This is a genomic window from Pseudomonas sp. JQ170C, assembly GCF_035581345.1.
In the GTDB taxonomy this organism is placed as follows: domain Bacteria; phylum Pseudomonadota; class Gammaproteobacteria; order Pseudomonadales; family Pseudomonadaceae; genus Aquipseudomonas.
This window is the reverse complement of record NZ_CP141608.1, coordinates 5,243,464-5,266,746: the sequence shown is the minus strand read 5'-3', so window position 1 is coordinate 5,266,746 and position 23,283 is coordinate 5,243,464. Positions and strand designations below refer to the sequence as shown.

22 protein-coding genes and 1 other RNA gene are annotated in these 23,283 nt (G+C 61.7%); 9 read left to right on the top strand and 14 right to left on the bottom strand.

Annotation, left to right across the window (positions count from 1 at the left end; genetic code table 11):
* The first annotated feature begins 31 nt into the window (after window positions 1-31).
* Entirely contained in the window at window positions 32-1,042 is a 1,011-nt protein-coding gene (locus U9R80_RS23955; protein ID WP_301840033.1) for a zinc-dependent alcohol dehydrogenase family protein, read from the top strand.
* A gap of 263 nt (window positions 1,043-1,305) precedes the next feature.
* Window positions 1,306-2,559 (top strand): aromatic amino acid transport family protein, encoded by a 1,254-nt coding sequence (locus tag U9R80_RS23950; RefSeq protein WP_301840034.1) that lies wholly within the window; start codon window positions 1,306-1,308, stop codon window positions 2,557-2,559.
* Between the two features lie 62 nt (window positions 2,560-2,621).
* Here U9R80_RS23950 and U9R80_RS23945 read toward each other — a convergent pair whose 3' ends face one another.
* From U9R80_RS23945 to U9R80_RS23925, 5 genes are all read right to left on the bottom strand, one after another.
* Complete coding sequence (locus U9R80_RS23945) at window positions 2,622-3,476, bottom strand: hypothetical protein (RefSeq protein ID WP_301840036.1); 855 nt, start codon at window positions 3,474-3,476, stop codon at window positions 2,622-2,624.
* A gap of 17 nt (window positions 3,477-3,493) precedes the next feature.
* Window positions 3,494-4,744 (bottom strand): MFS transporter, encoded by a 1,251-nt coding sequence (locus tag U9R80_RS23940; protein ID WP_301840038.1) that lies wholly within the window; start codon window positions 4,742-4,744, stop codon window positions 3,494-3,496.
* Window positions 4,745-4,803: 59 nt separating this feature from the next.
* Window positions 4,804-5,424 carry a malonic semialdehyde reductase gene (locus U9R80_RS23935; protein ID WP_301840039.1) on the bottom strand — a complete coding sequence of 207 codons (621 nt, stop codon included), beginning with the start codon at window positions 5,422-5,424 and terminating at the stop codon, window positions 4,804-4,806.
* Complete coding sequence (locus tag U9R80_RS23930; RefSeq protein WP_301840040.1) at window positions 5,417-6,439, bottom strand: 2,4,5-trihydroxytoluene oxygenase; 1,023 nt, start codon at window positions 6,437-6,439, stop codon at window positions 5,417-5,419. Before U9R80_RS23930 ends, U9R80_RS23935 begins: the two co-directional genes overlap by 8 nt.
* Window positions 6,440-6,588: 149 nt before the next feature.
* Complete coding sequence (locus U9R80_RS23925) at window positions 6,589-7,455, bottom strand: fumarylacetoacetate hydrolase family protein (protein WP_301840041.1); 867 nt, start codon at window positions 7,453-7,455, stop codon at window positions 6,589-6,591.
* Between the two features lie 259 nt (window positions 7,456-7,714).
* Here U9R80_RS23925 and U9R80_RS23920 point away from each other — a divergent pair, with 259 nt between their 5' ends.
* Window positions 7,715-8,323, top strand: a complete 609-nt coding sequence (locus U9R80_RS23920; RefSeq protein WP_301840042.1) for a TetR/AcrR family transcriptional regulator — start codon at window positions 7,715-7,717, stop codon at window positions 8,321-8,323.
* A 7-nt stretch (window positions 8,324-8,330) separates the two neighbouring features.
* Here the strand turns inward: U9R80_RS23920 and U9R80_RS23915 are convergent, their stop codons facing one another.
* From U9R80_RS23915 to U9R80_RS23890, 6 genes are all read right to left on the bottom strand, one after another.
* On the bottom strand, window positions 8,331-8,933 hold the full coding sequence (locus U9R80_RS23915) for a TetR/AcrR family transcriptional regulator (protein ID WP_301840044.1): 603 nt from the start codon (window positions 8,931-8,933) through the stop codon (window positions 8,331-8,333).
* A 174-nt stretch (window positions 8,934-9,107) separates the two neighbouring features.
* Window positions 9,108-9,499, bottom strand: a transfer-messenger RNA (tmRNA) gene (gene ssrA / locus U9R80_RS23910).
* Window positions 9,500-9,596: 97 nt separating this feature from the next.
* Window positions 9,597-9,875 (bottom strand): hypothetical protein, encoded by a 279-nt coding sequence (locus U9R80_RS23905; RefSeq protein ID WP_301840045.1) that lies wholly within the window; start codon window positions 9,873-9,875, stop codon window positions 9,597-9,599.
* 105 nt (window positions 9,876-9,980) lie between these two features.
* Window positions 9,981-12,791, bottom strand: a complete 2,811-nt coding sequence (locus U9R80_RS23900; RefSeq protein WP_301840047.1) for an FAD-binding and (Fe-S)-binding domain-containing protein — start codon at window positions 12,789-12,791, stop codon at window positions 9,981-9,983.
* An 80-nt stretch (window positions 12,792-12,871) separates the two neighbouring features.
* Entirely contained in the window at window positions 12,872-14,017 is a 1,146-nt protein-coding gene (lldD, locus tag U9R80_RS23895; RefSeq protein WP_301840049.1) for an FMN-dependent L-lactate dehydrogenase LldD, read from the bottom strand.
* A gap of 69 nt (window positions 14,018-14,086) precedes the next feature.
* A complete protein-coding gene (locus U9R80_RS23890; RefSeq protein WP_301840051.1) occupies window positions 14,087-15,754 on the bottom strand; it encodes a lactate permease LctP family transporter in 1,668 nt (555 codons plus the stop codon).
* Window positions 15,755-16,006: 252 nt separating this feature from the next.
* Between U9R80_RS23890 and U9R80_RS23885 the strand changes: the two genes are divergently transcribed.
* Window positions 16,007-16,774 carry a GntR family transcriptional regulator gene (locus U9R80_RS23885; protein ID WP_301840053.1) on the top strand — a complete coding sequence of 256 codons (768 nt, stop codon included), beginning with the start codon at window positions 16,007-16,009 and terminating at the stop codon, window positions 16,772-16,774.
* A gap of 75 nt (window positions 16,775-16,849) precedes the next feature.
* On the opposite strand, the gene smpB is transcribed toward U9R80_RS23885, so the two are convergent.
* Window positions 16,850-17,332: an SsrA-binding protein SmpB gene (gene smpB, locus U9R80_RS23880; RefSeq protein ID WP_028944546.1), complete on the bottom strand. Its 483-nt coding sequence runs from the start codon at window positions 17,330-17,332 to the stop codon at window positions 16,850-16,852.
* Between the two features lie 116 nt (window positions 17,333-17,448).
* On the opposite strand from smpB, the gene U9R80_RS23875 reads away from it, so the two are divergent.
* Genes U9R80_RS23875 through U9R80_RS23865 form a run of 3 tightly spaced genes read left to right on the top strand, consistent with a single transcriptional unit; the run spans window position 17,449 to window position 19,601 of the window.
* Entirely contained in the window at window positions 17,449-18,852 is a 1,404-nt protein-coding gene (locus U9R80_RS23875) for a sodium-dependent transporter (protein WP_301840056.1), read from the top strand.
* A gap of 7 nt (window positions 18,853-18,859) precedes the next feature.
* Window positions 18,860-19,294, top strand: coding sequence for a type II toxin-antitoxin system RatA family toxin (locus tag U9R80_RS23870; protein ID WP_301840057.1), 435 nt, complete (start codon window positions 18,860-18,862; stop codon window positions 19,292-19,294).
* Window positions 19,287-19,601 carry an RnfH family protein gene (locus U9R80_RS23865; protein ID WP_301840058.1) on the top strand — a complete coding sequence of 105 codons (315 nt, stop codon included), beginning with the start codon at window positions 19,287-19,289 and terminating at the stop codon, window positions 19,599-19,601. The genes U9R80_RS23870 and U9R80_RS23865 overlap by 8 nt, the downstream gene beginning before the upstream one ends.
* Window positions 19,602-19,661: 60 nt before the next feature.
* Here U9R80_RS23865 and U9R80_RS23860 read toward each other — a convergent pair whose 3' ends face one another.
* Window positions 19,662-20,201 carry an outer membrane protein assembly factor BamE gene (locus U9R80_RS23860; RefSeq protein WP_301840059.1) on the bottom strand — a complete coding sequence of 180 codons (540 nt, stop codon included), beginning with the start codon at window positions 20,199-20,201 and terminating at the stop codon, window positions 19,662-19,664.
* A 97-nt stretch (window positions 20,202-20,298) separates the two neighbouring features.
* On the opposite strand from U9R80_RS23860, the gene fur reads away from it, so the two are divergent.
* Window positions 20,299-20,703 (top strand): ferric iron uptake transcriptional regulator, encoded by a 405-nt coding sequence (fur, locus tag U9R80_RS23855; RefSeq protein ID WP_028944541.1) that lies wholly within the window; start codon window positions 20,299-20,301, stop codon window positions 20,701-20,703.
* A gap of 70 nt (window positions 20,704-20,773) precedes the next feature.
* Here the strand turns inward: fur and recN are convergent, their stop codons facing one another.
* A complete protein-coding gene (gene recN, locus U9R80_RS23850; protein WP_301840060.1) occupies window positions 20,774-22,447 on the bottom strand; it encodes a DNA repair protein RecN in 1,674 nt (557 codons plus the stop codon).
* Window positions 22,448-22,678: 231 nt separating this feature from the next.
* On the opposite strand from recN, the gene grpE reads away from it, so the two are divergent.
* On the top strand, window positions 22,679-23,233 hold the full coding sequence (grpE, locus tag U9R80_RS23845; protein WP_264652489.1) for a nucleotide exchange factor GrpE: 555 nt from the start codon (window positions 22,679-22,681) through the stop codon (window positions 23,231-23,233).
* The last annotated feature ends 50 nt before the right edge of the window (window positions 23,234-23,283 follow it).

Below are 23,283 nucleotides of genomic sequence, written 5' to 3'. Positions count from 1 at the left end.
AGCTATTTACCCGATCACTCAGGAGCTACCCATGACCAGCAAGGCCATCTTCGTCCAGGCGGGCGGCGGTTACGACAAGGTTCAGGTCGGTACCCGCGAGGCAGCCGCACCCAGGGCTGGCGAGATTACTGTGCGTCTGCACGCCAACTCACTCAACTATCACGACTTTGCCGTGGTCAGCGGCATGTGGGGGCCCACCGAGCCGCGCATTCCCATGGCCGATGGCGCGGGCGTAGTGACAGCGGTCGGTGAGGGCGTCAGCGAATTTGCGGTCGGCGATGCGGTGGTCAGCACCTTCTTCCCTGACTGGCTGGGCGGCCACCCGCAGGTGGAGGGCTTTGCCGCGGTGCCGGGTGACGGCATCGACGGTTATGCCCGTGAGCAGGTAACGGCCCGGGCCACTTCGTTTACCCATGCGCCCAAAGGCTACAGCCACGCCGAAGCGGCCACCCTGACCACCGCCGGTCTTACGGCGTGGCGCGCACTGATGGCCGACGACGGGCTCAAACCCGGTGACACGGTGCTGGTGCAGGGCACCGGTGGCGTTTCCATTTTCGCCCTGCAGTTCGCCAAGCTCGCCGGGGCGACGGTGATCGCGACGTCGTCCAGTGACGAAAAGCTCGAACGCCTCAAGGCCATGGGCGCCGATCACCTGATCAACTACCGCAAGACCCCCGCCTGGGGCGAAACCGCACGCCAGCTCACCGGCAACCGGGGTGTGGACCATGTGATCGAAGTGGGCGGCCCGGCGACCCTTGAGCAGTCGATGATCGCGGCGGCCATTGGCGGGCACATTTCGCTGATCGGCATTCTCACCGGTGTGGCCGGGCAACTGCCCCTGGTTCAGGCGCTGGTGCGCCAGATCCGCCTGCAGGGTGTGCTGGTCGGCAGCCGGGAACAACAGCAAGCGATGGTGCGCGCCATTGATGCCAACGGCCTGCGTCCGGTGATCGACAAATCGTTCGCCCTGGAACAGATCGTCGAGGCGTTCCGATACCAGGAAAGCAACCAGCACTTCGGCAAGATCTGTCTGGAATTCTGATTCTCCTTCCCCTTGAGGCGGCCCGACCTTGGTCGGGCTTGACCTCGACCGCTTTCCTCGAAACTCGCTAACTCTCTGCTTTTAAAGAATTTTTCAGTAACTTTTGGACCACACTCTTTCGCCTCGCGTGGGTGTTATTTCAAACACCTTGTGTGATATTTTGCCCGCCGCTCGAGAAATCCATGGCACAGCGCCCTCTGGGCCTGTGACGCATCGCTTCAGGTGCATCCGGTAATAAATACAAATACGTAGTGAGTGTGATCATGAGTGCAACCCCCAACACCGCCGTGGGCGGTGCTGACCCGTCCGTGGTTGAATCTTCAGGCCTTGAGGTCAAACGCCTGACGTTCGTCGAGGCGGTGGCAATGATCGTGGGTACCAACATTGGTGCCGGCGTACTGTCGATGGCCTATGCCAGCCGCCTGGCCGGCTACATGCCATTGCTGCTGTGGCTCGCCGTGGCCGGTGTCTTCACCACCATCTCCATGCTCTATGTCTCGGAAACGACCTTGCGCACCCGCAGCCACCACCAATTGAGTGGCCTGGCGCAGCGCTATGTCGGCTCGTTCGGGGCCTGGGCGATCTTCCTGTCCGTAGCGGTCAACAGCATCGGCGCCCTGACCGCGTACATGAGCGGTAGCGGCAAGATCCTCAGCGAGTTCTTCGGCATCAGCCCGGCAATCGGCAGCTTGCTGTTCTTCCTGCCTGCCGCCTTCGTGCTGTACCTGGGCCTGAAGGCCATCGGCAAGGGTGAGAAGTTCATCAGTATCGGCATGGTGTCGATGACCCTGGTGCTGGTGGTTGCGACCCTGATCAACGAAAAAACCGACTTTGCCAACCTGTTCGATGGCAGCTGGATCTACATGATCCCGGTGTTCAACATCGCCGTGTTCTGCTTCTCGGCGCAGTACGTCGTACCGGAAATGGCCCGTGGCTTCAGCCATGCGCCCAAGCGCCTGCCGGTTGCCGTGATCACCGGCATGGTGATTACCTTCATCCTGCTGGCCATCGTGCCGATGTCGGTGATCGCCCTCAACGGCCTGGAAAACCAGACCGAAGTGGCCACCCTGGCGTGGGGCCAGGCCCTGGGGCAGTGGGCGTTCTACACCGCCAACACCTTTGCCCTGTGCGCCATGATGACCTCGTACTGGGGCTTGGGCGGCAGCTTCCTGACCAACATCTTCGACAAGTTCAAGAGCCTGGGTTCGGAAAGCAACCCCAAGAACCGCCTGCTGGTGCTGGCCATCGTCTGCGTACCGCCGTTCATCCTGGCCTACAGCGGCATGGTCGGCTTTGTTAACGCGCTGTATTTTGCCGGTGTGTTCAGTGGCGTGATCCTGTCGATCATGCCGATCCTGATGCTGCGCTCGGCGCGCAAGAATGGCGACATCGTCCCTGCCTGGCAGTGCGGCTGGATTGCTCATCCGCTGATCCAGGTGCTGGTCGTGATCCTGTACCTGTGCAGCATGATGTATGCGATTGCCAGTGCGTTTGGCTGGTTGCCTGGCGGCTGGTAAGGCTGCGGGGCTGGTGTTGTGCAAAGGCCGGTGCAGTGTTGCACCGGCCTTTTTTGTTGCCCTCAGAAATGCCATTCCACATGCAGGGTTGGTGCCCTGGTATGGGTGCCGGGCTTGCCGTGCGAGCCGTACTTGTGCCGCCAGTACTCGTAACCCGGGCCGATCAGCAGGGTGTTCTTGCGGTTGAACGTCAGTTGCCCGACATCGACCATCAACGCGGTGCGGACCTGGGTTTCTTCCGAGGTGTCGGCCTTGAAGTAGTCCTTGCCCTTGTCGGTCTTGTACAGGCCAAAACCCTGGAACTTCAACGGCACACCGCCGAGCTGGAAGGGAAGGCCCCAGGCTACGTGCAGCAGGTAATGAGGGTCGAAGTCGACGTTCTCGGTGGCGCAGCTGGACACACCGCAATGGTTCCATTCATAGGCGTACAGCAAGCTGACATCCAGATACCCGGGAACGTCGAATTTGAGCGTCGGGCCCACCTCCAGCATGCGCTTGCGGTTGGCGAACGCGGTGTTCTTGTAGTTGAGCTCGATGCCGGTGGTCAGCGCGACTTCCTTGACCGGGCCGAAGGCCAGCGAGCGGTCGAAGACCTTGCCCAGATACAGCTGGTGCCGATACACCAGATACCCTTCAGTGGCCCCGGAGTGGCTGTCTTTTTTCGGGTCGTGGTGGTCGGAGCGCAACACGTCCAGATTGAAGAAATGTTGCCCCAGTGAGTAGCCGCTGGCATGCCCCAATTGCAGGATGTTCTTCTGGATCTTGTCGGCGATGCCTGGCTCGGTGAAGTCGGTGCCGTAGCGATAACCGATGAAGGTGTCGCTCCAGGTCGTAGCGTGTACAGCGCTGGCCAAGGGCAGGAGCAGGCAGGCCAGGAACAGGGTGAACGCGTTTTCTTGTAATTGTTTTGAGTTCATTTTTCAGGTTCCGAATCTCAGTTGCCGGTGGCCGGGACGTTCGCCGTATCAACGACGGGGCGGGCATCGCCGGGCATGAAAAACATGCACAACGTGGCGACGGCAAAGAACCCGGCACACACCAGTAGCCCCAGCGCCAGGCTGTAGCTGCTGGCAATGCTGCTGAGCAGCAGCGGTGCGAAAGCGGCCAGGCCACGGCCGAAGTTGAAGCAGAACCCGGCGCCCAGGGTGCGGACCCGCAGCGGGTACTGATCGCTGAAGTAGGAAGCGAACAGGCTGGCGAAGGCGTAGAAGAACGCATACACCGGGCCCAGCCAGAACAGCAGATGGTTCTGTCCGGTCTGCGAATAGACCGCCAGCATCACCGCGCAGCCGAGCAAGGAGAGCAAGGTGGCGTTGCGCTTGCCGATGTGGTCGGCAATCAGGCCGAAGGTATTGATGCCGATAAAAGCGCCAACATTGAGCATGGCCATGAAGCTGGACATCATGCTCACGTTCAGCCCTCGCTCCTGCACCAGATAGGTCGGCAGCCAGGTGCTCGCGCCCCAGAAGCCAATGACCGCGCAGGTGGCGGCAAAGGTACCGAGCAAGGTCAGGCGAAGCAGTTGCGGGGCGAAAATCTCCTTGATCGACACATGCCGTTCAGTGCTCGGCGCCTGTTGGCGCTGGGCCTTGTTTGCCTGCCACTCGGCCGACTCGGGCACGAACAGCCAGATGTACAGCACCGGGAGCAGTGTCGAGATGCCCGCCAGCAGGAACAGTAACGGCCAATTGGGCAGTAACGCCCCGGCGGCCAGTGCGGCGATGGCAGCACCGACCGGGAAGGAGCTGAGCACGAAGCCGATGGCCCGCGCCCGTTGGTGGGACGGCCAGGTTTCGCAGATGTAGGCCGAAACAATGCCCCAGACACCTCCCAGCCCGATGCCGGACAAAAAGCGCAGCAACAACAGCAAGCCCCTCTCGCGGGTACTGGCGACCAGCATGGTCAAGCTGCCGAAGATGATCAGCGAGGCGAGCAATGCCTTGCGCCTGCCGAAGTTGTCCGAGTACCAGCCGGTGGTAACGCCACTCAGGCCAATGCCCAGCAGCGTGGCCGATGCCAGCATGCCGGCATCGGTGATGCTCAGGCCCAGGTCCTGACGCATCACTGGCAAGGCGATGGTCAGGAGGATGATTTCCATGGCGTCGAACAGGTAGGCGAGAAAGCCGCCGATCAGTACGTGCCAGCGTGACAGGCGGCTTCGCCCGAGAGTACGGGTAGGTGACATGGGTGTTCTCCTGCGATTGTTGTTCTTGTTTTGATGCAAGGGTGTGCACGGGGGAGGGGTCAGAGCAGCAGGCACGCCTCCTCGAAGCTCAGCCGTGGGCTGCGCGGGAACAGGTGCGCGTGGTCGCCGTAGCCCAGGTTGCAGATGAAGTTGGTTTTCACCTGTCCGGCCTTGAGGCTGGCTGTGTGCCGGGCTGTGGAGAAAAACGCCTGGTCGACTTTTGCCTCGTCGAAGCCCGACAGCGGTCCGCAATCCAGGCCCAGTGCCCGCGCGGCGAGAATGAAGTAGCCACCTTGCAGCGAGCTGTTGCGCATGGCCGAGGTCTGGATCAGTTGCGATTGCTCGGCAAACCAGTCACGCACCCCGGGGTTGTGGGGGAACAGCTGCGGGAGTTGTTCGTGGAAGTCGAGGTCGTAGCCGATGATGGCGGTGACCGGCGCCTGCAAAGTCTTTTCCACATTGCCGGGATTGAGTGCCGGCAACAGCCGTTGCTTGGCCTCGCGACTGCGCAAAAAGAGGATGCGCGCCGGGCAGCTGTTGGCACTGGTGGGCCCCCAGCGAACCAGGTCATACAAGGTCCTCAGGGTTGCTTCGCTCACCGCCTGGTCGCGCCAGGCATTGTGGCTGCGGGCGTTGCGAAACAGCAGGTCGAGTCCGCTTTCGGACAGTCGCTCATTCATGGGTGTCTCCTTGCTGAGGGGGGGCGTTGCGTTGCCGGGTAAGCGTCGAGCGCGGCGCCAGGGGGGCGTTGGCCTGGCTGCCGCCGAGGAAGTACTCCACCGACATCGGCGGCCCCCATTGGTAGAGGCTCGAATCGCAGGCGGCGGTGGCGTTGGTGGGGGACTGGTGGTTGAACAGGTCGCCATCGGTGAAGTGCTCGATGAGGTTGCCGGACGGGTCGCGCCAGTAGTCGAAGATCTGGCTGCCCAGCACGTGGCGGCCGACGCCCCAGAATGGCGTCCACTGCTGTTCGGTCATCCAGGCATGGCCAAGGCACTGGGCGTCGAAGTCCTGGACCTCGAAGGAGGCGTGGTGAACAAAGTCGTGATCGGCCTGGAACAGAGCGATGGTGTGGTGATCGGTCCAGTGCGGGCCGCGGTTGAGCCGCAGGAAGGCGGCGCTGGGGCAGCTGTGGTCATGGCCGTCGACAATCAGGTCCGAGGGCAGCAGGTGCAGCACCTGGCAGTACCACTGCAACAGGCGTTGCATGTCGCGGACACCAATCGCCACATGGCCCAGGCGCAGTACCTGGGCCGGTCCCTTGCCGGGGCGCTGGACATCGCCGAAGCGCTGCTTGTGCTGGGCCGAATTCAGCGTCAACGCCGCGCGCACGGGCATTGGCTCGACAGGGGTGATGCCGTGGACCAACTCGATGCGCCGTCCGGAGGGGTCATGCAGGACTACGCAATGGCCGCCTCCCGGCGCTTCCAGCGGCTGGATGGGGGATGCACCAGGCAAAAGCTGTGCGGCCTGCAGGTCTTCAAAGCGCTCTACGGCGAACGCAATGGCGGCAAAACCCGGCTCTGCGGCGCGTTCGATCACATAGGCGTAAGGCAGTGGACCGGCGCCACGCAGGTACACGCGCTGCGGGGTGCGGTGGGCGACAACCAGGCCGAAATCAGTGAGAAAACGCTCGATGGATTCGAGGTCGGTATGGCGGTAGACAACGTGATTGACATCTTTGAGCTGCAACACGGTAGGTCCTCCTCGACCCGTGCGCAGACCAGGCGAACGGGTATCAATGGGGATGTAAAAGGCAAACGCCAGGCGGCCGGGTGCGCGGGCCATCGAATGGCCCGGGCAGAGGTGCTACTGGGATTTCGCCCGGCCAGTGCGGGCGTTACTTAGCGCCTTGGGGCTTCGTCAGCGATCGGGTTGCTGAGGGTGCCGATGCCTTCGATCTCGACACTGCACAGATCGCCAGGCTTCATGAACAGTGGGGGCTTGTGTGCCCAGCCGATGCCGGCCGGAGTACCGCTGACGATCAGGTCGCCGGGTTCCAGGGTGAGGGCTTCACTGAGCACGCTGATCAGTTCGGCGACATCGAAGATCATGTCGGCGGTATTGCCCTGCTGGACAACTTCACCATTGAGGCGGGTCACCAGCCCCAGGCCCTTGGCCCCGGCGGGCAGCTCATCGGCGCTGACGAACACCGGGCCGAACGCGCCTGTGGCATCGAAGTTCTTGCCGATGGTCCATTGCGGGGATTTGAACTGGTAATCGCGGATCGAGGCTTCGTTGAAGATCGAGTAACCGGCGACATGCTCCAAGGCGTGTGCCCGGCTGATATGGCGGCCGCCCTTGCCGATGATTACGGCCAGTTCGCCTTCATAGTCCAGTTGCTCGGAAGCCAGCGGGCGGATGATCGGCTCGTCGCAACCGATCAGGGTTGATGCAAAGCGGGGGAAGAAGGTGGGGTAGTCCGGTTGCTCGTAGGGGCTTTCCTTGGTGTGGTCGGCATAGTTGAGGCCGACGCAAATGATCTTGCCAGGCCGTGACAGGGGAGGTAGCAGGCGGATGGCCGACCGCTCGATCTGCCTGGCGCTGCTCAGTACCCGGTGAGCCGCCTGCAGTGCCTGATTGCCGTTGCCAAGCAGTTGTTGCAACGAACCGGGGTAGCCCGGCTCATCCGCCGTCATGCCGTGCAATACGCCACCAAGGTCGACTGCCAGGCCTGGTGAGTGGCCTTCGCTGAAATGTACAAAACGCATGATCACTACCTCTGTTGTTGTTCTTTGGGGTAATCGGTCAGAGCTTTTTGATACGGTACGTTACCGTACCCTTTTGCGAAATTTGGACTGAAAACCTTGGGGCGTCAATGGCCGCTCACGTCTTTTTTGGAATATTCACAGGGGCCGATATACCCGGGGGTCACTGCAAGGCGCTGGAAGGCTGATGGGCTGCGGGGTACTCTGTGCTGCCAAACAGACCAATTCGCCGGAACATTGCATTCCGGTCAGGCGCGGGTGCATGGAACGTCCAAGGCAAGTGGAAAAGCGGCAGAACATTCTTACGGCTGCCACCGAAATGTTTCTTGAGGAAGGCTACGCCGGGGTCAGCGTCGACGCGATCATCGCCCGTATTGGCGGCTCCAAACGCACGCTCTACGCCTACTTTGGCGGCAAGGAGGGGCTGTTCGCGGCAATCGTCGCGCAACTGTGCGAAGACATCGTCAACCCCCTGACCCACATGGACCTCAAGCACCAGTCATTGCGTGATGCGTTGTCGACCATTGCTCACACCTTCCTGGACGTGGTGCTCGATCCCCGCACCATTGCCTTGCACCGCCTGATCGTGGCCGAAGCGCTGCGTGCGCCGGAGGCGGCTCGCTCGTTCTTCGATGCGGCGCCGGGCACGGCCTATAGCTGTTTGAGTGATTACTTCGACTGGGCGCAAGGCGAAGGCTTGATCATCCCTGGCGATGCAAGGACCCGGGCGATCGTCTTTCTCGATGCACTGACCGGCAACTTCCAGCTGCGCTGCTTGCTGGGGTTGCAGGAAGCGCCGCCACAGCACGAGCGTGAAGCGCTGATCGAGGAAGCCATTGCGGTGTCTATCCAGGGATTGGCCACGAAATAGCCGATGGCTACGAAACAGGCGACGTCTTCCCACTGCTGATAATGCACAGTACGCATTGAGTGAGAACTTCCGTCAGCTGCTGCTCCGATACCGCCACGTCACTCCACTGTGACTGGCCGTACAGCATCCCGATCACAGCATGGGTGATAAGCCCGATCTCTTTTTTACGCTCACTGTTGTTCTGGTACTCCTCGGCGATGATCGGCGTGAGCAGCGAGCAATACGCAGCTTTGAGCGCCTGCGCCTGCTGCTTGTTCTCGTCGTTCAGATTGACGAACTCCCGGGTGATCAGCGTGAGCCCGTACTTCTCCTTCAGGCTGAAGACCACGAACGCATGAACAAAGCGGCGCACACGTTCGCACGTGGTGCCGGCGCCTTTCAGTCGTCGCTGCGTATCTGCCAGCAAGTCCGACAGGGCGGACTCGATCAGCTCGAACAGCAGGCACTGTTTGTTTTCAATGTGATGGTACAAAGAGCCCGCCTGCAGCCCTACATGCCCGGCCAGGTCACGCAGGCCGATGGCCTGGAAACCGTGCGTTGCGAACAGCTCCAGTGCAGCGTCGAGCAAGCGGTCGCGGGCGCTGGGTGTGGGCATGGTGGCTGCGAGCATGGAGGGGCTCCGACGATCAGGAGGAATCAACTGTTCGGGAGTCAACAATACCGGGAGGGGTGGGGCGTGCGTATCGTCCGTCTGGAGCAGAAATGCAGCGATACCGGTCATTCTTGCGGGCACAAAAAAAGGCACTTGCGCAGGGCGCCAGTGCCTTTCTTTGTTTTGCGAATTTGGTGGAACCGGGGGGATTTGAACCCCCGTCCGCCAGTGCTCCGCTTTCGGTACTACATGCTTAGCCGTGTCTATTGAGTTAATCCGCAGCCGCCCGACGGGCAGGGTGCTTTGGACGAGTTGTGTAAGTTTTAGCTGCTTTGTCCACAACGTACTACGCAGCGATCCTGTTCTGTATGACAATCACTTCGGGTTTACAGGCATCCCCTAGTGATTGCTGGAGCCGAAGCTACCAGGAGAGCGGGCTCAGCTGCTTACGCAGCGAGAGCGTAACCCTCGTAGTTTTCGTCATTGGCAACTATAGAAAGTTGCAACAGTGGATTTACGAGTTCTGTTACCAACTCGGCATGCACCTAGAGTTTCACTACCGGCGTCGAATCCTAATCGGCCCCATTTTCTGCTCTAGACGCGTTTTTCAACGCGTAAGGCGGAGTATACGCCAATGGTCGGGCGACGTCGACTGCTGTACCGGTCGCCCTCCACAAGGCTTCACGCGCCGCTGTCACCTTTCTCGGCCTTGCCTTGTTTTTCAAGCACCTTGCTGGTGATGGCGATGCAGTCCTTCTCGTTACCCGCCGCTTGGGCGGCCTTGGCTCTGTCGACCTCTTTGTTCATGGCGTCGTTGGCACCTTCGGAGGTGGCGCCGGCGGTGGCCATGTTGTCGCTGATTTTCTGCAAGTTGGCATTGCACAGGTCTTCGGCCGCGAACACGGGTGAGGCAAGCAGTGCGGCGGCAATGAACAGTCCGGAAATCGCAGTACGCTTCATGTGAGTCTCCTTGGCGGTAAGGCCTCGAATGAGGCGCTTACCTGAGTGGACTGCACCGGTTTTCAGGGGTTCAGATGGATGTTGGCGGGTGATCGCGGTGCGGAGTCAGGTCTGTCGAGCCCGGGTCACGCGATCCACCAGGTAGACCAGCCCGTGGTAATCAATCCCGCCATGGTTCGACAGGCCGATCTCGCAGGTACGGCTGGTAGAGATACCTTCGCTGCAGTACTGCACCGCATCCTTGAGGCTGCGCAGCGAGTGGGCGTTGAGCTCCGGGGTGGTGAAGCCCTTGTCGCCAGCAAAGCCGCAGCAGTGGATGCCCTCGGGAATCACCACCTGCTTGCTGCACAGCCGGGCGAGGTCGATCAGGGCCTGGCTTTCACCCAGGTGCTGGGTGCTGCAGGTCACGTGGACGGCGATCGGTTCGTCCTGGGGGGTGAACTCCAGTTTGTCGAGCAGGTGAGTGCGGATGAAGCGCACCGGGTCGTAGAGGTCCAGGCGGGTTTCGGCCAGGTCCTGGACCAGGCGCAGGGTGCAGGGGCTGGTGTCGCAGTAGATCGGGTCAAGGCCGCCGCGGCTGGCGTGGAGCAGCGCGTTGATCAGTTCCTGGCGCTTGTGTTCGGCCTGTTCGGCATAGCCTTTCGAGGCGAAGGGCTGGCCGCAGCAGAGGTTGTCCTGGTTCTCTGGGAACACCACTTGGTAGCCGGCCTTTTCCAGCAAGGCGCGGGTTTTGTCGAGCAGTGACGATTGTTCGCGGTCAGCCGCTGCCGGGCCCATCACCCGCGAGACGCAGGCCGCCAGGTACACCACCCGCGGCCGTGCATCGTGGCTCGCCGGGTTGAACGAGATGGCTTTGAGCGGTTGCGGCATGGCCGGCGTCCACTGCGGTAGCCGACCGTGGCTGAGTTTTGACAGGTGAGCGCTGAAGCGGCTCAAGCGCGGAGCGCCCAGCAACCGGCGCGCACCATTGGCCGCTTGCAGGGTAAAGCGTGCGCCACGCAGTGCGGTGTGGAAGTTCTCCGCCAGCCACTCTGCGGCTTTTACGTGGTCGGCACCCTGGCCGCGCAGTTTCTTCACCAGCTCGCCGGTGTTGATGCCCACCGGGCAGCGCTGGGCACACAAGCCAGTGGCGGCGCAGGTGTCGATGCCCTGGTACTGGTAGTCGCGTTCAAGCTCACGGGTATCCACGCCAGCATGCTTCTTCGCCTGGATATCGCGCCACATGACGATGCGCTGGCGCGGGCTGAGGGTCAGCCCCTTGGACGGGCAAACCGGCTCACAGAACCCGCACTCGATGCATTTGTCGACGATCTCGTCGGCCGCCGGCAGCGGCTTGAGGTTCTTCAGGTGCAGCTGTGGATCGTCCGTCAGCACCACGCCGGGGTTGAGGATGCCGGCAGGGTCGAGCAGGCGCTTTAGCTGCCACATCAGTTGGTAGGCGTCGTGGCCCCATTCCAGTTCCACAAACGGCGCCATGTTGCGGCCAGTGCCGTGTTCGGCCTTGAGCGAGCCGCCGTATTCCACAGCCACCAATTGCGCAACGTCGTCCATGAAGGCGGAGTAACGCGCCACCTGCTCAGGTGAATCGAAGCCTTGGGTGAACACGAAGTGCAGGTTGCCTTCCAGGGCATGGCCGAACAGGATCGCTTCGTCGTAGCCGTGCTTGTCGAACAGGGCGATCAGGCGATTGACGCCTTCGGCCAGTTTTTCGACGGGGAAGGTGACGTCTTCGATGATCACCGTGGTGCCGGTCTCGCGCACGGCGCCGACGGCCGGGAAGGTGTCTTTGCGAATGCGCCAGAGCTGGTTGTAGACCACCGGGTCTTCGCTGAAGTCGACCTGCTTCTCTACCGGGAAGCCGGCAATGGACGCGCTGATGTGCGCCAGTTGTTCGTGCAGCAACGACTGGGTGGCCGCGCGGGATTCGATGAGCAGTGCGCAGGCGCTGGCGGACAGGCTCTTCACCCATTCCGGCATACCTTTCATGTTCTCCACCGAGCGCAGGCTGCGGCGATCGAGCAGTTCAACGGCCGATACCGGTTGCTGCTTGAGCACCGGCACTGCGTTGCAGCAGGTCTCGACATCCGGGAAGACGATCAGCGCACTGGCTTTGTGCGGATGGTCCGGCACGGTGTTGTAGGTGACCGCACTGATAAAGCCCAGGGTCCCTTCGGAGCCGACCATCAGGTGGGTGAGGATATCCAGCGGCTCGTCGTAGTCGACCAGCGCATTGAGCGACAGCCCGGTGGTGTTCTTCAGCCGGTACTTGTGGCGGATTTTTGCGGCCAGCTCGGTATTGGCGCGGGTCTGGCGACCCAGTTCGCCAAGGCCTGCGAGCAGTGCGCCGTGGTGTTCACGGAATGCGGCGATGCTCGCCGGGTTTTCGCTGTCGAGCAGAGTGCCGTCGGCCAGCAACAGGCGCATGCCGGCGAGGGTGTGATAGCTGTTCTGGGCCGTACCGCAGCACATGCCGCTGGCGTTGTTGGCCACGATGCCGCCGATTTTGCAGGCGTTGATCGAGGCCGGGTCGGGGCCGATCTTGCGGCCGAAAGGGGCAAGCCAGGCGTTGGCCTGGGCACCGATCACGCCCGGCTGCAGGCGAATCTGGGTGCCGCCGTCGCGGATCTCACGACCGTTCCAGTTGTCCCCCAGCACCAGCAGCACCGAATCGCTCACGGCCTGGCCAGACAGACTGGTACCGGCGGCGCGGAAAGTGACTGCGACCTGCTGGGCCTGTGCGGCCTTGAGCAGGGTGGCGACTTCGTCTTCGCTCTCGACGCGGATAACGAGTTTGGGAATCAGGCGATAGAAGCTGGCGTCGGTACCGAAGGCCAGGGTCGAGAGCGGGTCGTCGAAACGTCGCTCGCGAGGGATCAGGTGTTCAACCGTGTCGAGGAACGCGGCGGGCAGACTCATGCAATCTCCTCGCGGGACCGTGGCATCTGGTGCGCCACGTGCCCCGGTCAATCAGGCGGTGATTCGTGAGGGCGCGACAATCAGGCGCCCAGTTCGCGTACCAGCGAGTCGCGGGTGATTTCGCTGATGGACTTGGCGCCGGTGAGCACCATGGCTACGCGCATTTCTTTCTCGAACAGGTCCAGCAGGTTCTTCACGCCGGCTTCGCCTGCGGTGGCCAGAGCGTAAAGGAAGGCGCGGCCGATCAGTACGGTGTCGGCGCCCAGGGCGATCATGCGCACCACGTCCAGGCCGCTGCGAATGCCGGAGTCGGCGAGGATCTTCAGGTCACCCTTCACTGCATCGGCAATCGCCGGCAGGGCGCGAGCGCTGGACAGCACGCCGTCAAGCTGGCGGCCGCCGTGGTTGGAGACGACGATGCCGTCGGCGCCGAACTTCACGGCGTCCTTGGCATCTTCGGGGTCGAGGATGCCCTTGATGACCATCGGGCCATCCCAGAATTCGCGGATCCACTCCAGGTCTTTCCAGGAAATGGACGGGTCGAAGTTGTTGCCCAGCCAGCCGATGTAGTCGGCAAGGCCGGTGGGGCTGCCACGGTAGGTGGAGATGTTGCCCAGGTCGTGGGGCTTGCCCAGCAAGCCGACGTCCAGCGCCCATTGTGGATGGGTCATGGCCTGCCAGACACGGCGCAGCGGTGCATTCGCGCCGCTCATGCCGGAGTGGGCGTCACGGTAGCGGGCGCCCGGCACGGGCATGTCCACGGTGAACACCAGCGTGGTGACGCCGGCGGCCTTGGCGCGCTCCAGGGCGTTGCGCATGAAGCCGCGGTCCTTGAGCACATAGAGCTGGAACCACATGGGGCGGTTGATGGCTGGCGCCACCTCTTCGATCGGGCACACCGACACGGTCGACATCGTGAACGGAATGCCTTTGGCGGCTGCCGCACGGGCTGCCTGCACTTCGCCGCGCCGCGCGTACATGCCGGTCAGGCCAACGGGGGCCAGGGCCACCGGCATGCTCAGGGTTTCATTGAACAGGCGGGTCTCGAGGCTCAGCTCGGACATGTTCTTCAGCACCCGCTGGCGCAGGGCAATACCCGCCAGGTCTTCGACGTTGCGACGCAGCGTGTATTCGGCGTAGGCGCCGCCGTCGGCATAGTGGAACAGGAACGGCGGCAGCTTGCGTTGTGCTGCTGCGCGGTAGTCGGTAGAGGCAGAAATGATCATGTGATCTCGCAGCGTAAGTTGAAAGAGGCGGCTGCCGGGCGCGTGGTAACGCGCCCGGCCTCTGTCACTTTAGTGAACCAGCATGCCGGTCAGCCAATAAGCCTGGATCAGGGTGATCAGGCCGACGATGGTGGCGAAGAATAGGCTGTGCTTGAGGGTGAAGCGGAACAGGTCCGATTCCTTGCCAACCAGGCCGGTGGCGGCGCAGGCAACGGCGATGGACTGCGGCGAAATCATCTTGCCGGTAACGCCGCCGCTGGTGTTGGCCGCGACCAACAGGGTGTCGTTGACCCCGATCTGGTGGGCGGTGGTGGCCTGCAACGAACTGAACAGGGCGTTGGACGAGGTGTCGGAACCGGTCAGGAACACGCCCAGCCAGCCAAGGAACGGCGAGAAGAACGGGAACGCGGCGCCAGTGCCGGCCAGTACCAGGGCCATGGTCGACGACATGCCCGAGTAGTTGGTGACGAAGGCGAAGGCCAGCACCATGCCGATGGACAGGATCGGCCAGCGCAGTTCATAGAAGGTCTCTTTCAAAGTGGTCAGACCAGTTTTGAAATTGATCTTCAGGACCAGCATCGAGATCAGCGCCGAGAAGAAAATCGCGGTACCGGTCGCGGAAATCGGGTCGAGTTTGAACACGGCCGGAATCGCAGTCGGGGTGGCGACGATCGGGGCGGTCTTGATCACCAGTTGGTCAAGGTGCGGGATGGCGAAGTTGAACACCCAGCTGTACATCGAGCCGCCTGCGGCAAACGCTGCCTTGAACGGTTTGAGGGTCCAGATGGTAACCAGCACGGTGAGGATCAGGAACGGCGACCAGGCCTTGAAGATCTCGCCGAAGCTGTAAGGCGAAGGCTGGCTGCCACCGGCATTGACCACGGCAGCGCCGACGCTACCGGTGGCGGTGGTGAACGAGCGCTTGGGCTGCCAGACCTTGAGGAACAGGGTCAGGGAAATCAGGCTGGCCAGGGCCGAGGTGATGTCCGGCAGTTCCGGGCCGATGAAGTTCGAGGTGAAGTACTGGGTCACGGCAAAGCTCAGGCCGGCAACCAGGGCGGCTGGCCAGGTCTCTTTGACGCCGCGCAGGCCGTCCATCATGAACACCAGCCAGAACGGCACGAACAGCGACAGCAGCGGCAGTTGTCGGCCGGTCATGGCGCCGATCTTGAACGCGTCGATGCCGGTCACCTGGCCTGCGACGATGATCGGGATACCCAGGGCGCCGAAGGCCACCGGTGCAGTGTTGGCAATCAGGCACAGGCCCGCGGCGTAGAGCGGGTTGAAGCCCAGGCCCACCAGCAGGGCGGCGGTGATGGCCACCGGCGCACCGAAACCGGCTGCACCTTCAAGGAACGCACCGAAGCAGAAACCGATCAGCAGCACCTGCAAGCGCTGGTCGTCGGTGATCGACAGCACGGAGCTGCGGATGACCTCGAACTGGCCGCTCTTGACCGTCAGTTTGTAGAGGAACACCGCGGCAACGATGATCCAGGCGATAGGCCACAGGCCGTAGGCAAAACCGTAGCCGGCGGCGGCAATCGCCATGTCGGCAGGCATCTGGAAAGCGAAGATCGCCACCAGGATCGACAGGCCCAGCGTGATGCTGCCGGCCACATGACCCTTGAGGCGGAACACCGCCAGCGCGAGGAAGAAGAATACGATCGGGATGACTGCCGCGAGCGCGGACAGGCCAAGACTACCAAGCGGACTGTAGATCTGTTGCCAGGTTTGCATATGGGGTGGCCCCTAATTGTTGTTGGTGGCACTGGCATTGGATAATTGGTAAGACCAATTTACAATGTCGAGGCGCTAGGTTAAAAGCCTCTTTGAGGGTGTGTCAATTTGTCCCTGCAAAACTTTCGTCGGATGGGTGTCGGAAGGTGGGGGTGAGCGGTATGGAAATTTGCCAACTGATGGGTGTCGGCGGGCAGCGGATGCGCCAGAATAGACAGCCCCGAACGCACTCGGGATTGTGGAGAGCATGTGATGGTTTTTGATCAGGTCCGCCAACGCCGTTTGTCCGACGATATCGTCGAGCGGCTTGAGGGGATGATTCTTGAGGGCACCCTGGCTGCCGGTCAGCGGCTGCCTGCTGAGCGGGCACTGTCGGAACAGTTCGGGGTGTCGCGGCCGTCATTGCGCGAGGCGATCCAGAAACTGGTCGCCAAAGGGTTGCTGGTCAGTCGGCAAGGTGGGGGCAACTACGTTGCCGAGTCACTGGGGACGACCTTCAGCGATCCGTTGCTGCAATTGCTCGAAAGCAATCCGGAAGCTCAGCGCGATTTGCTGGAGTTTCGCCACACGCTGGAAGCGTCCTGCGCCTATTACGCCGCCATCCGGGCAACCGAACCGGATCGCCAGCGCCTCAAGGCCGCCTTCGATACCTTGCAGGACTGTTACGCGCGTGCCGACGAAGTCAGTCGGGCCGAGGAGGGTGCGGCCGATGCGCGCTTCCACCTGGCGATTGCAGAGGCCAGCCATAACGCTGTGCTGCTGCACACCATTCGAGGCCTGTTCGACTTGCTCAAGCGCAACGTGGTCACCAACATTGGCGGCATGTACCAGCAGCGTGCCGAAACCCGCGACATGCTGATCAGTCAGCACCGCGAGCTGTACCTGGCGATTGTCGAGGGGCGTGCCAACGACGCGCGGGAAGTCTCCAGCCGGCACATTCTGTATGTGCAGGAAGTGCTCGATGAAGTGCGTCAGGAGGTTCAGCGGGTGGCGCGTGCGGAGCGGCGTAGCGGGAACTGAAATACGCGTCGCGGGGCACGCCCGCTCCCATCGTAGGAGCGGGCTTGCCCCGCGATCAGGCGCTCTCGGACTGAATCAGTCTTCCTTGCCCTTGTTGCGCACTGCACGCTGCAGTTCGCGATCGGAATCACGCTCGCGCTGGGTATCGCGCTTGTCGTATTCCTTCTTGCCCTTGCCCAGTGCAATCTCGCACTTGATCAGGTGCTTGCTCCAATAGATCGACAAGGCCACGCAGGTGTAGCCCTTCTGCTGGACGGCGGCATGCAGGCGCTCCAGCTCTCGACGATTGAGCAGCAGTTTGCGGGTACGTGTCGGGTCGGCGATGACGTGAGTACTGGCGGCTGTCAGCGGCGTGATATGGCTGCCCATCAGCCAGGCCTCGCCATCCTTGAGCACCACGTAACTGTCGGTCAGGTGCGCCTTGCCGGCACGCAGACTTTTTACTTCCCAACCGGACAGGACCAATCCGGCCTCGAACTTGTGTTCGATGAAGTAATCGTGACGCGCCTTCTTGTTCTGCGCGATTGTCCCTGTCGGATGTTTCTTTTGTTTAGCCATAGGGGCGGCATTATAGGCAGTCGTCGCGCTGTCGGCTACGGGGTAGCAGTGAGCTTGAGCCCCAGGAGTGAATCCCGGACAATGCGCGCTCTTTTTTTCCACAGTTGAGCGTGTTGATGTCGACGGACAAGGTTTCTGTCCATGGTGGCTGGGCCAGTCGCTGGGTATTCGTGCTGGCGGCCACAGGTGCTGCGGTGGGGTTGGGAAGTATCTGGAAATTCCCCTACATGGTCGGCGTTTATGGCGGCGGTGCTTTTGTCCTGGTGTTTCTGGCCTGCATTGCCTTGATCGGTATTCCGGTGATGCTCGCCGAGACGCTGATCGGCCGCCGCACCCGGCAGAGCCCGGCCAATGCGCTGCGCGACCTTGCCCAGGAGGCCGGGCATTCGCCGCGCTGGTCGTGGTGGGCCTTCGCCGGGATGATCACGGCGCTGTTGATCCTGTCGTTCTACAGTGTGGTCGGGGGCTGGTCGTTCGACTACATCATCAACATGGGCAGGGGTGACTTCCAGGGCGTGACGGCCGATCAGGTTGGCGGCTACTTCAATGGCGTGATCAGTGACCCCTGGCGGCTGGTGCTGTGGCACAGCCTGTTCATGCTGCTGTCGGCACTGGTGATTGCCCGTGGCGTAGTGGCGGGGCTGGAGAAGAGCCTGCGCATCATGATGCCGCTGCTGTTCCTGCTGCTGGTGATTTTGTTGGGCTACAGCCTGACCACCGGGCACTTCATGCAGGGCCTGCACTTCATGTTCGACTTCGATACCTCGCGGCTGCTCGACGGCCTGTTGCCGGCCATGGGGCATGCGTTTTTCTCCCTGAGTGTCGGCGTGGGCTCGTTGCTGATCTACGGCGCGTACATGCCCAAGCAATCCTCCATCGGCGGCACTATTGTCGCCGTGGCCCTGCTCGATACCTTTGTCTCGCTGCTGGCCGGCATGGCCCTGTTCCCGATCGTGTTCGCCGCTGGCCTGAACCCGAGCGAGGGCCCGGGTCTGATGTTCGTGGCGTTGCCCTTTGCCTTTGGCAATGTGGCGTTTGGCCAGTTGATGGGCGTCGTATTCTTTGTTCTAGTGGCCGTCGCGGCCTGGAGTTCGGCGATTTCCCTGCTGGAACCGATGGTGGCTTACCTGGTGGAGCGCACGGGCGTGCGGCGCGGCTGGATCACTACCTGGCTGGCGTTCAGCTGCTGGCTGGTGGGGCTGGGCACGGTGTTTTCGTTCAATATCTGGCAGCAGGCACGTTTTTTCGTGAACGACGACAGCGGTTTTCAGCTCTATCAGTGGGGAGCGACTGGCGGCCTGGACTTCTTTGGGGTGATCGACTTCTTCACCTCCAGAATCATGCTGCCGCTGGGCGGTTTGTGCTTTGTGATATTCGCAGGTTGGATCATGGGGCGTGAGGCGGTGCGCGACGAATTGGCCATGCGCAGCCCGCTGCTGTTTGCTCTGACCTTCTTCTTGATGCGCTATGTGGCGCCCCTCGGCATTCTGGTTGTGTTTGCCGCTCAGCTTTGGAAGTGACACCTGGATGACTACCCATATTCAACGTTCGGCCCTGCTGCCTTATCCCGCCCAGGCGCTGTACGACCTGGTCAACGATGTTGCGCGGTATCCGGAGTTCCTGCCGTGGTGCTCAACCAGCACCGTGCTGGAGGTCAGTGACACGCTGATGCGTGCCAGCCTGGAAGTGGCCAAGGGCGGTATGAGCCAGAAGTTCGTCACCCGGAATGTGCTGGTGCCCGGGCAGTCCATCGAGATGAATCTGGAGGAGGGGCCGTTCAATCAGTTACATGGTTTGTGGATCTTCAAGCCGTTGGGTGAGAAGGCCTGCAAGATCAGCCTGGACCTGTCGTTCGATTACGCCGGGCCGCTGGTGCGGGCCACCCTGGGGCCATTGTTCAACCAGGCCGCCAATACCCTGGTCGATGCCTTCTGTCAGCGGGCAAAACAGCTCAATGGCTGACTTGCTGCAGATTGAGGTGGTTTACGCCACCGCTGAACAGCAATGGCTATTGGCTGTGGAGGTACCCTCGGGTACCACGCTGCGCGAGGCTGTGCGCTTGTCAGGTATCGCTGGGCAAGTGCCAGGGCTCGATGTCGAGGCTTGCCCGCTTGGCATCTTCGGCAAGGTGGTCAGTGACGCTGCACACCAGGCGGTTGCCGAGGGAGATCGGATCGAGCTGTACAGGCCGTTGTTGATCGACCCCAAGGAAGTGCGCAAGCAGCGCGCCGACAAGGTGGCGCGGGTGTTCAAGAAGGCCAAGCGCTAGCGCGCAAAATGCAGGTACAAAAAAGCCCGGAATGTCCGGGCTTTTGTTTGCCTGCAGTATTTACTGCGGCGAGGTTTCCAGTGGGGCAGGGGTCGGTACCGGGATGGTCTCGATGGTATCGACTTCGCGCTGGATCTTCTCTTCCAGGGAACCTGGCTTGGCCGGGGTTTCCTTGATCTGCTCAGCAGGCTCAGCGGTAGTGCCTGGCTGGACTGGCGTGACGCTGGTGTCGCCGCTGCCGCCGAGGATTTCCTGGTCGCGGCTCACACCTGGCATGAAGTCGCCGGACAGGCTGACCAGTTGGTCGCTCTCGTTGAAGAAAATACTCATGCGCTCTTGCTGGCGTTGACCGCCACCAGGCTGCAGGCTGTACAGGTAATCCCAGCGATTGGTGTGGAAGGTGTCCTGGATCAGCGGATTGCCCATGATAAACCTTACTTGCCGGCGGGTCATTCCGGGGCGCAATTGGTCTATCATGTCTTGCGTGACGACATTGCCCTGCTGGATGTCGATTTTGTAAACCCCGGGGAACGAGCAACCGGCGAGTGCGAGCAGTCCCACGAAGGTGAGGCTGGTTAGCAAGAGCTTGGTGTTTTGCATCGGTGGGCGACTTCCACTATCTTGGCTGGACAACGTAAACCCCGATCATACCCGTATTCAGAGAAGCTGCGAAGCAGCATCGGCGAGAAAGCTGACCATGGTTGAAAATAGCGAACTGCGCAAAGCCGGTCTCAAGGTGACACTGCCTCGAGTGAAGATTCTACAGATGCTCGACTCTACCGAGCAGCGTCACATGAGTGCTGAAGATGTCTACAAGGCGCTGATGGAGGCAGGCGAGGACGTCGGTCTGGCCACGGTGTACCGTGTTCTGACCCAGTTCGAAGCTGCTGGCCTGGTTGTGCGCCATAACTTCGACGGCGGTCACGCCGTGTTCGAACTGGCCGACGGTGGCCACCACGACCATATGGTCAACGTGGAGTCGGGCGAGGTTATCGAGTTCTTCGACAGCGAGATTGAAAAGCGTCAGAAGGAAATCGTTGCCGAGCACGGTTTCGAGCTGGTTGACCATAATCTGGTCCTGTACGTGCGCAAGAAAAAGTAAGCAATAGCTTCTTGTTGCGCAGCATCAAAGGCGACCCTGGGGTCGCCTTTGTGCTTTCTGGGATAAGGCATCAGGCTTTGCTGGTGACCACCATCTTGCGGGCGTGGGCCAGGGACTCCTTGGTCAGGTCAATGCCGCCCAGCATCCGCGCCACTTCTTCTACGCGTTCACGCTTGCCGAGGCTGGCCACGGCCGTGTGGGTGGCGTCACTGTTGCGCACCTTGTGCACGAACAGATGATGGTGGCCTTGAGCGGCGACCTGCGGCAGGTGGGTCACGGTCAGTACCTGGCCGCGCTCGCCCAGGCGGCGCAACAGCTGGCCGACGATCTCTGCCGTAGGGCCGCCGATGCCCACGTCCACTTCGTCGAACACCAGGGTGGGAATGCGCGACGTTTGCGCAGTGATGACCTGGATTGCGAGGCTGATCCGTGACAGCTCGCCTCCGGAAGCGACCTTGGCCAAAGCCTTGAGCGGTTGACCGGGGTTGGCGCTGACCAGTAGCTCCACGTGTTCGAGCCCGTTGGGTGAGAGGTCGTCACTGGTGTTGCTGTGCAGCTCGATGCTGAAGCGGCCACCGGGCATGCCCAGGCGTTGGATTTCCTGCTCGACCGCTCCGGCCAGCTGGCTGGCGGCCTGGTAGCGCAAAGCACTCAGTTCGCCCGCCTTGTCCTGATAGTGGCGGGCGAAGGCGGCCAGTTCGTCACCCAGGCGCTCGATGGATTCGTCGTTGGCGTTAAGGCTTTCGAGCTCTTCCATCAGCCGTTGTTGCAGGTTGGCCAGCTCGGTGGGATGAACCCGATGTTTGCGGGCCAGGGTATAGATGCTGTCGAGGCGCTCTTCGAGTTGCTGCAGGCGAGCCGGGTCCGCGTCGAAGTTATCAAGGAAGCGATTGAGCTCGCCGACTGCTTCTTCAACCTGGATCTGCGCGCTGGCGATCATGTTGGCTGCCTCGCCAAGTGCCTTGGGCGCATTCTGCACTGCGGTCAACCGGTTGAGGCTGGCGGTGAGGGCGTTGAGCACGTTGCCCGAATCGTTTTCGCTGCAATGGTCGATGACCTGGCGGCAAATGCCGAACAGGGCCTCGGCGTTGGTCAGGTTCTTGTGTTCCTGCTCCAGTTGCTCAAGCTCGTTCTCACCCAGGCCGAGGTTGTCGAGCTCTTCGAGCTGATAGCTGAGCAGCTGGTGCTGCGCCCGTTGCTCATCGCCGGAGTTGGACAGCCGCTCCAGTTCCTGGCGGGTTTGTCGCCAGCGTTGGGCGGCTAACTGGACCTGGCGCGCCAGATCCGTCGCCCCGGCGTACTCGTCGAGCAGGCGGCGATGCGTGTCTGCCTTCAAGAGTGACTGGTGTTCATGCTGGCTGTGGATGTCGATGAGCAGCTCGCCCAGGGCCTTGAGATCGCCGAGCGGGCAGGGCGTGCCGTTGATATAGCCGCGGCTGCGACCTTCGGCGGTGATCACCCGGCGCAGGATGCACGGGCCATCGGTCTCCAGATCGCGCTCGGCCAGCCAGGCGCGGGCTTCGGGAATATCCGAAAGATCGAAGGTGGCGAGGATGTCGGCCTTGTCGGCGCCGGGGCGTACTACGCCGCTGTCGGCACGATCGCCCAGGGTAAGGCCCAGGGCATCGAGCATGATCGATTTGCCGGCCCCGGTTTCACCGGTAATGACGCTCATCCCGCGGGCGAGCTCAAGGTCCAGGTGTTCGACGATGGCATAGTTGTGTACGGACAGGTGCACCAGCATTGGGGCGGCTCCCAGGCGTGAAGTCTGGTTATTTATACAGTGTTTTTCGATCTGCTGACAATGGGCGCGCTTAGGTCGATTTGGTTATCAAGGCGTCGCTATGAGTGCGATGGGTTATGAGCGAAACGGTCTGCGGTGTTCTTCTGCCCCTTGAACCTGGGTTTTAAGACCCCATATAGCCGGCAGAAGCGCGAGTACAGCTCGCTGACACTATTCGAGAGGAGAGATTTTATGGCTGACGAACAGCTGGATGAACAGAATCTGAACGCCGAGGCAACCGGCGCGCAAGAGCTGAACGCCCGCGTGCAGGTGCTCGAAGAGCAGCTGGCGGCGGCCCAGGATCAATCCCTGCGCACCGCTGCTGACCTTCAGAACGTGCGCCGCCGCGCCGAGCAGGATGTCGAGAAGGCACACAAGTTCGCCCTGGAAAAATTCGCTGGCGATCTGCTGCCGGTCATCGACAGCCTGGAGCGCGGTCTGGAGCTGTCCAGTGCCGAGGACGAGAGCATTCGTCCAATGCGCGAAGGTATCGAGCTGACCCTGAAGATGTTCCACGACACCCTCAAGCGCTACAACCTCGAGGCCATTGATCCGCACGGCGAACCCTTCAATGCCGAGCACCATCAAGCCATGGCCATGCAGGAAAGCGCCGAGGTTGAGCCGAACAGCGTGCTCAAGGTGTTCCAGAAGGGCTACCAGCTCAATGGCCGCCTGTTGCGCCCTGCGATGGTCGTGGTCAGCAAGGCCCCTGCAGCGGTTTCGCCGTCGATTGACGAGCAGGCTTGAAATCGTTTCGGGCGCCCCCATTTAGGTGTCAAGCATTCAGGTATTACCGC

What these genes read in the sequence shown, in the direction of transcription:
- U9R80_RS23955 (WP_301840033.1), top strand. Translation starts at nt 32, where the DNA reads ATGACCAGCAAGGCCATCTTCGTCCAGGCGGGCGGCGGTTACGACAAG.
- U9R80_RS23950 (WP_301840034.1), top strand. Translation starts at nt 1,306, where the DNA reads ATGAGTGCAACCCCCAACACCGCCGTGGGCGGTGCTGACCCGTCCGTG.
- U9R80_RS23945 (WP_301840036.1), bottom strand. Translation starts at nt 3,476, where the DNA reads ATGAACTCAAAACAATTACAAGAAAACGCGTTCACCCTGTTCCTGGCC.
- U9R80_RS23940 (WP_301840038.1), bottom strand. Translation starts at nt 4,744, where the DNA reads ATGTCACCTACCCGTACTCTCGGGCGAAGCCGCCTGTCACGCTGGCAC.
- U9R80_RS23935 (WP_301840039.1), bottom strand. Translation starts at nt 5,424, where the DNA reads ATGAATGAGCGACTGTCCGAAAGCGGACTCGACCTGCTGTTTCGCAAC.
- U9R80_RS23925 (WP_301840041.1), bottom strand. Translation starts at nt 7,455, where the DNA reads ATGCGTTTTGTACATTTCAGCGAAGGCCACTCACCAGGCCTGGCAGTC.
- U9R80_RS23920 (WP_301840042.1), top strand. Translation starts at nt 7,715, where the DNA reads ATGGAACGTCCAAGGCAAGTGGAAAAGCGGCAGAACATTCTTACGGCT.
- U9R80_RS23915 (WP_301840044.1), bottom strand. Translation starts at nt 8,933, where the DNA reads ATGCTCGCAGCCACCATGCCCACACCCAGCGCCCGCGACCGCTTGCTC.
- U9R80_RS23905 (WP_301840045.1), bottom strand. Translation starts at nt 9,875, where the DNA reads ATGAAGCGTACTGCGATTTCCGGACTGTTCATTGCCGCCGCACTGCTT.
- U9R80_RS23900 (WP_301840047.1), bottom strand. Translation starts at nt 12,791, where the DNA reads ATGAGTCTGCCCGCCGCGTTCCTCGACACGGTTGAACACCTGATCCCT.
- lldD (WP_301840049.1), bottom strand. Translation starts at nt 14,017, where the DNA reads ATGATCATTTCTGCCTCTACCGACTACCGCGCAGCAGCACAACGCAAG.
- U9R80_RS23890 (WP_301840051.1), bottom strand. Translation starts at nt 15,754, where the DNA reads ATGCAAACCTGGCAACAGATCTACAGTCCGCTTGGTAGTCTTGGCCTG.
- U9R80_RS23885 (WP_301840053.1), top strand. Translation starts at nt 16,007, where the DNA reads ATGGTTTTTGATCAGGTCCGCCAACGCCGTTTGTCCGACGATATCGTC.
- smpB (WP_028944546.1), bottom strand. Translation starts at nt 17,332, where the DNA reads ATGGCTAAACAAAAGAAACATCCGACAGGGACAATCGCGCAGAACAAG.
- U9R80_RS23875 (WP_301840056.1), top strand. Translation starts at nt 17,449, where the DNA reads ATGTCGACGGACAAGGTTTCTGTCCATGGTGGCTGGGCCAGTCGCTGG.
- U9R80_RS23870 (WP_301840057.1), top strand. Translation starts at nt 18,860, where the DNA reads ATGACTACCCATATTCAACGTTCGGCCCTGCTGCCTTATCCCGCCCAG.
- U9R80_RS23865 (WP_301840058.1), top strand. Translation starts at nt 19,287, where the DNA reads ATGGCTGACTTGCTGCAGATTGAGGTGGTTTACGCCACCGCTGAACAG.
- U9R80_RS23860 (WP_301840059.1), bottom strand. Translation starts at nt 20,201, where the DNA reads ATGCAAAACACCAAGCTCTTGCTAACCAGCCTCACCTTCGTGGGACTG.
- fur (WP_028944541.1), top strand. Translation starts at nt 20,299, where the DNA reads ATGGTTGAAAATAGCGAACTGCGCAAAGCCGGTCTCAAGGTGACACTG.
- recN (WP_301840060.1), bottom strand. Translation starts at nt 22,447, where the DNA reads ATGCTGGTGCACCTGTCCGTACACAACTATGCCATCGTCGAACACCTG.
- grpE (WP_264652489.1), top strand. Translation starts at nt 22,679, where the DNA reads ATGGCTGACGAACAGCTGGATGAACAGAATCTGAACGCCGAGGCAACC.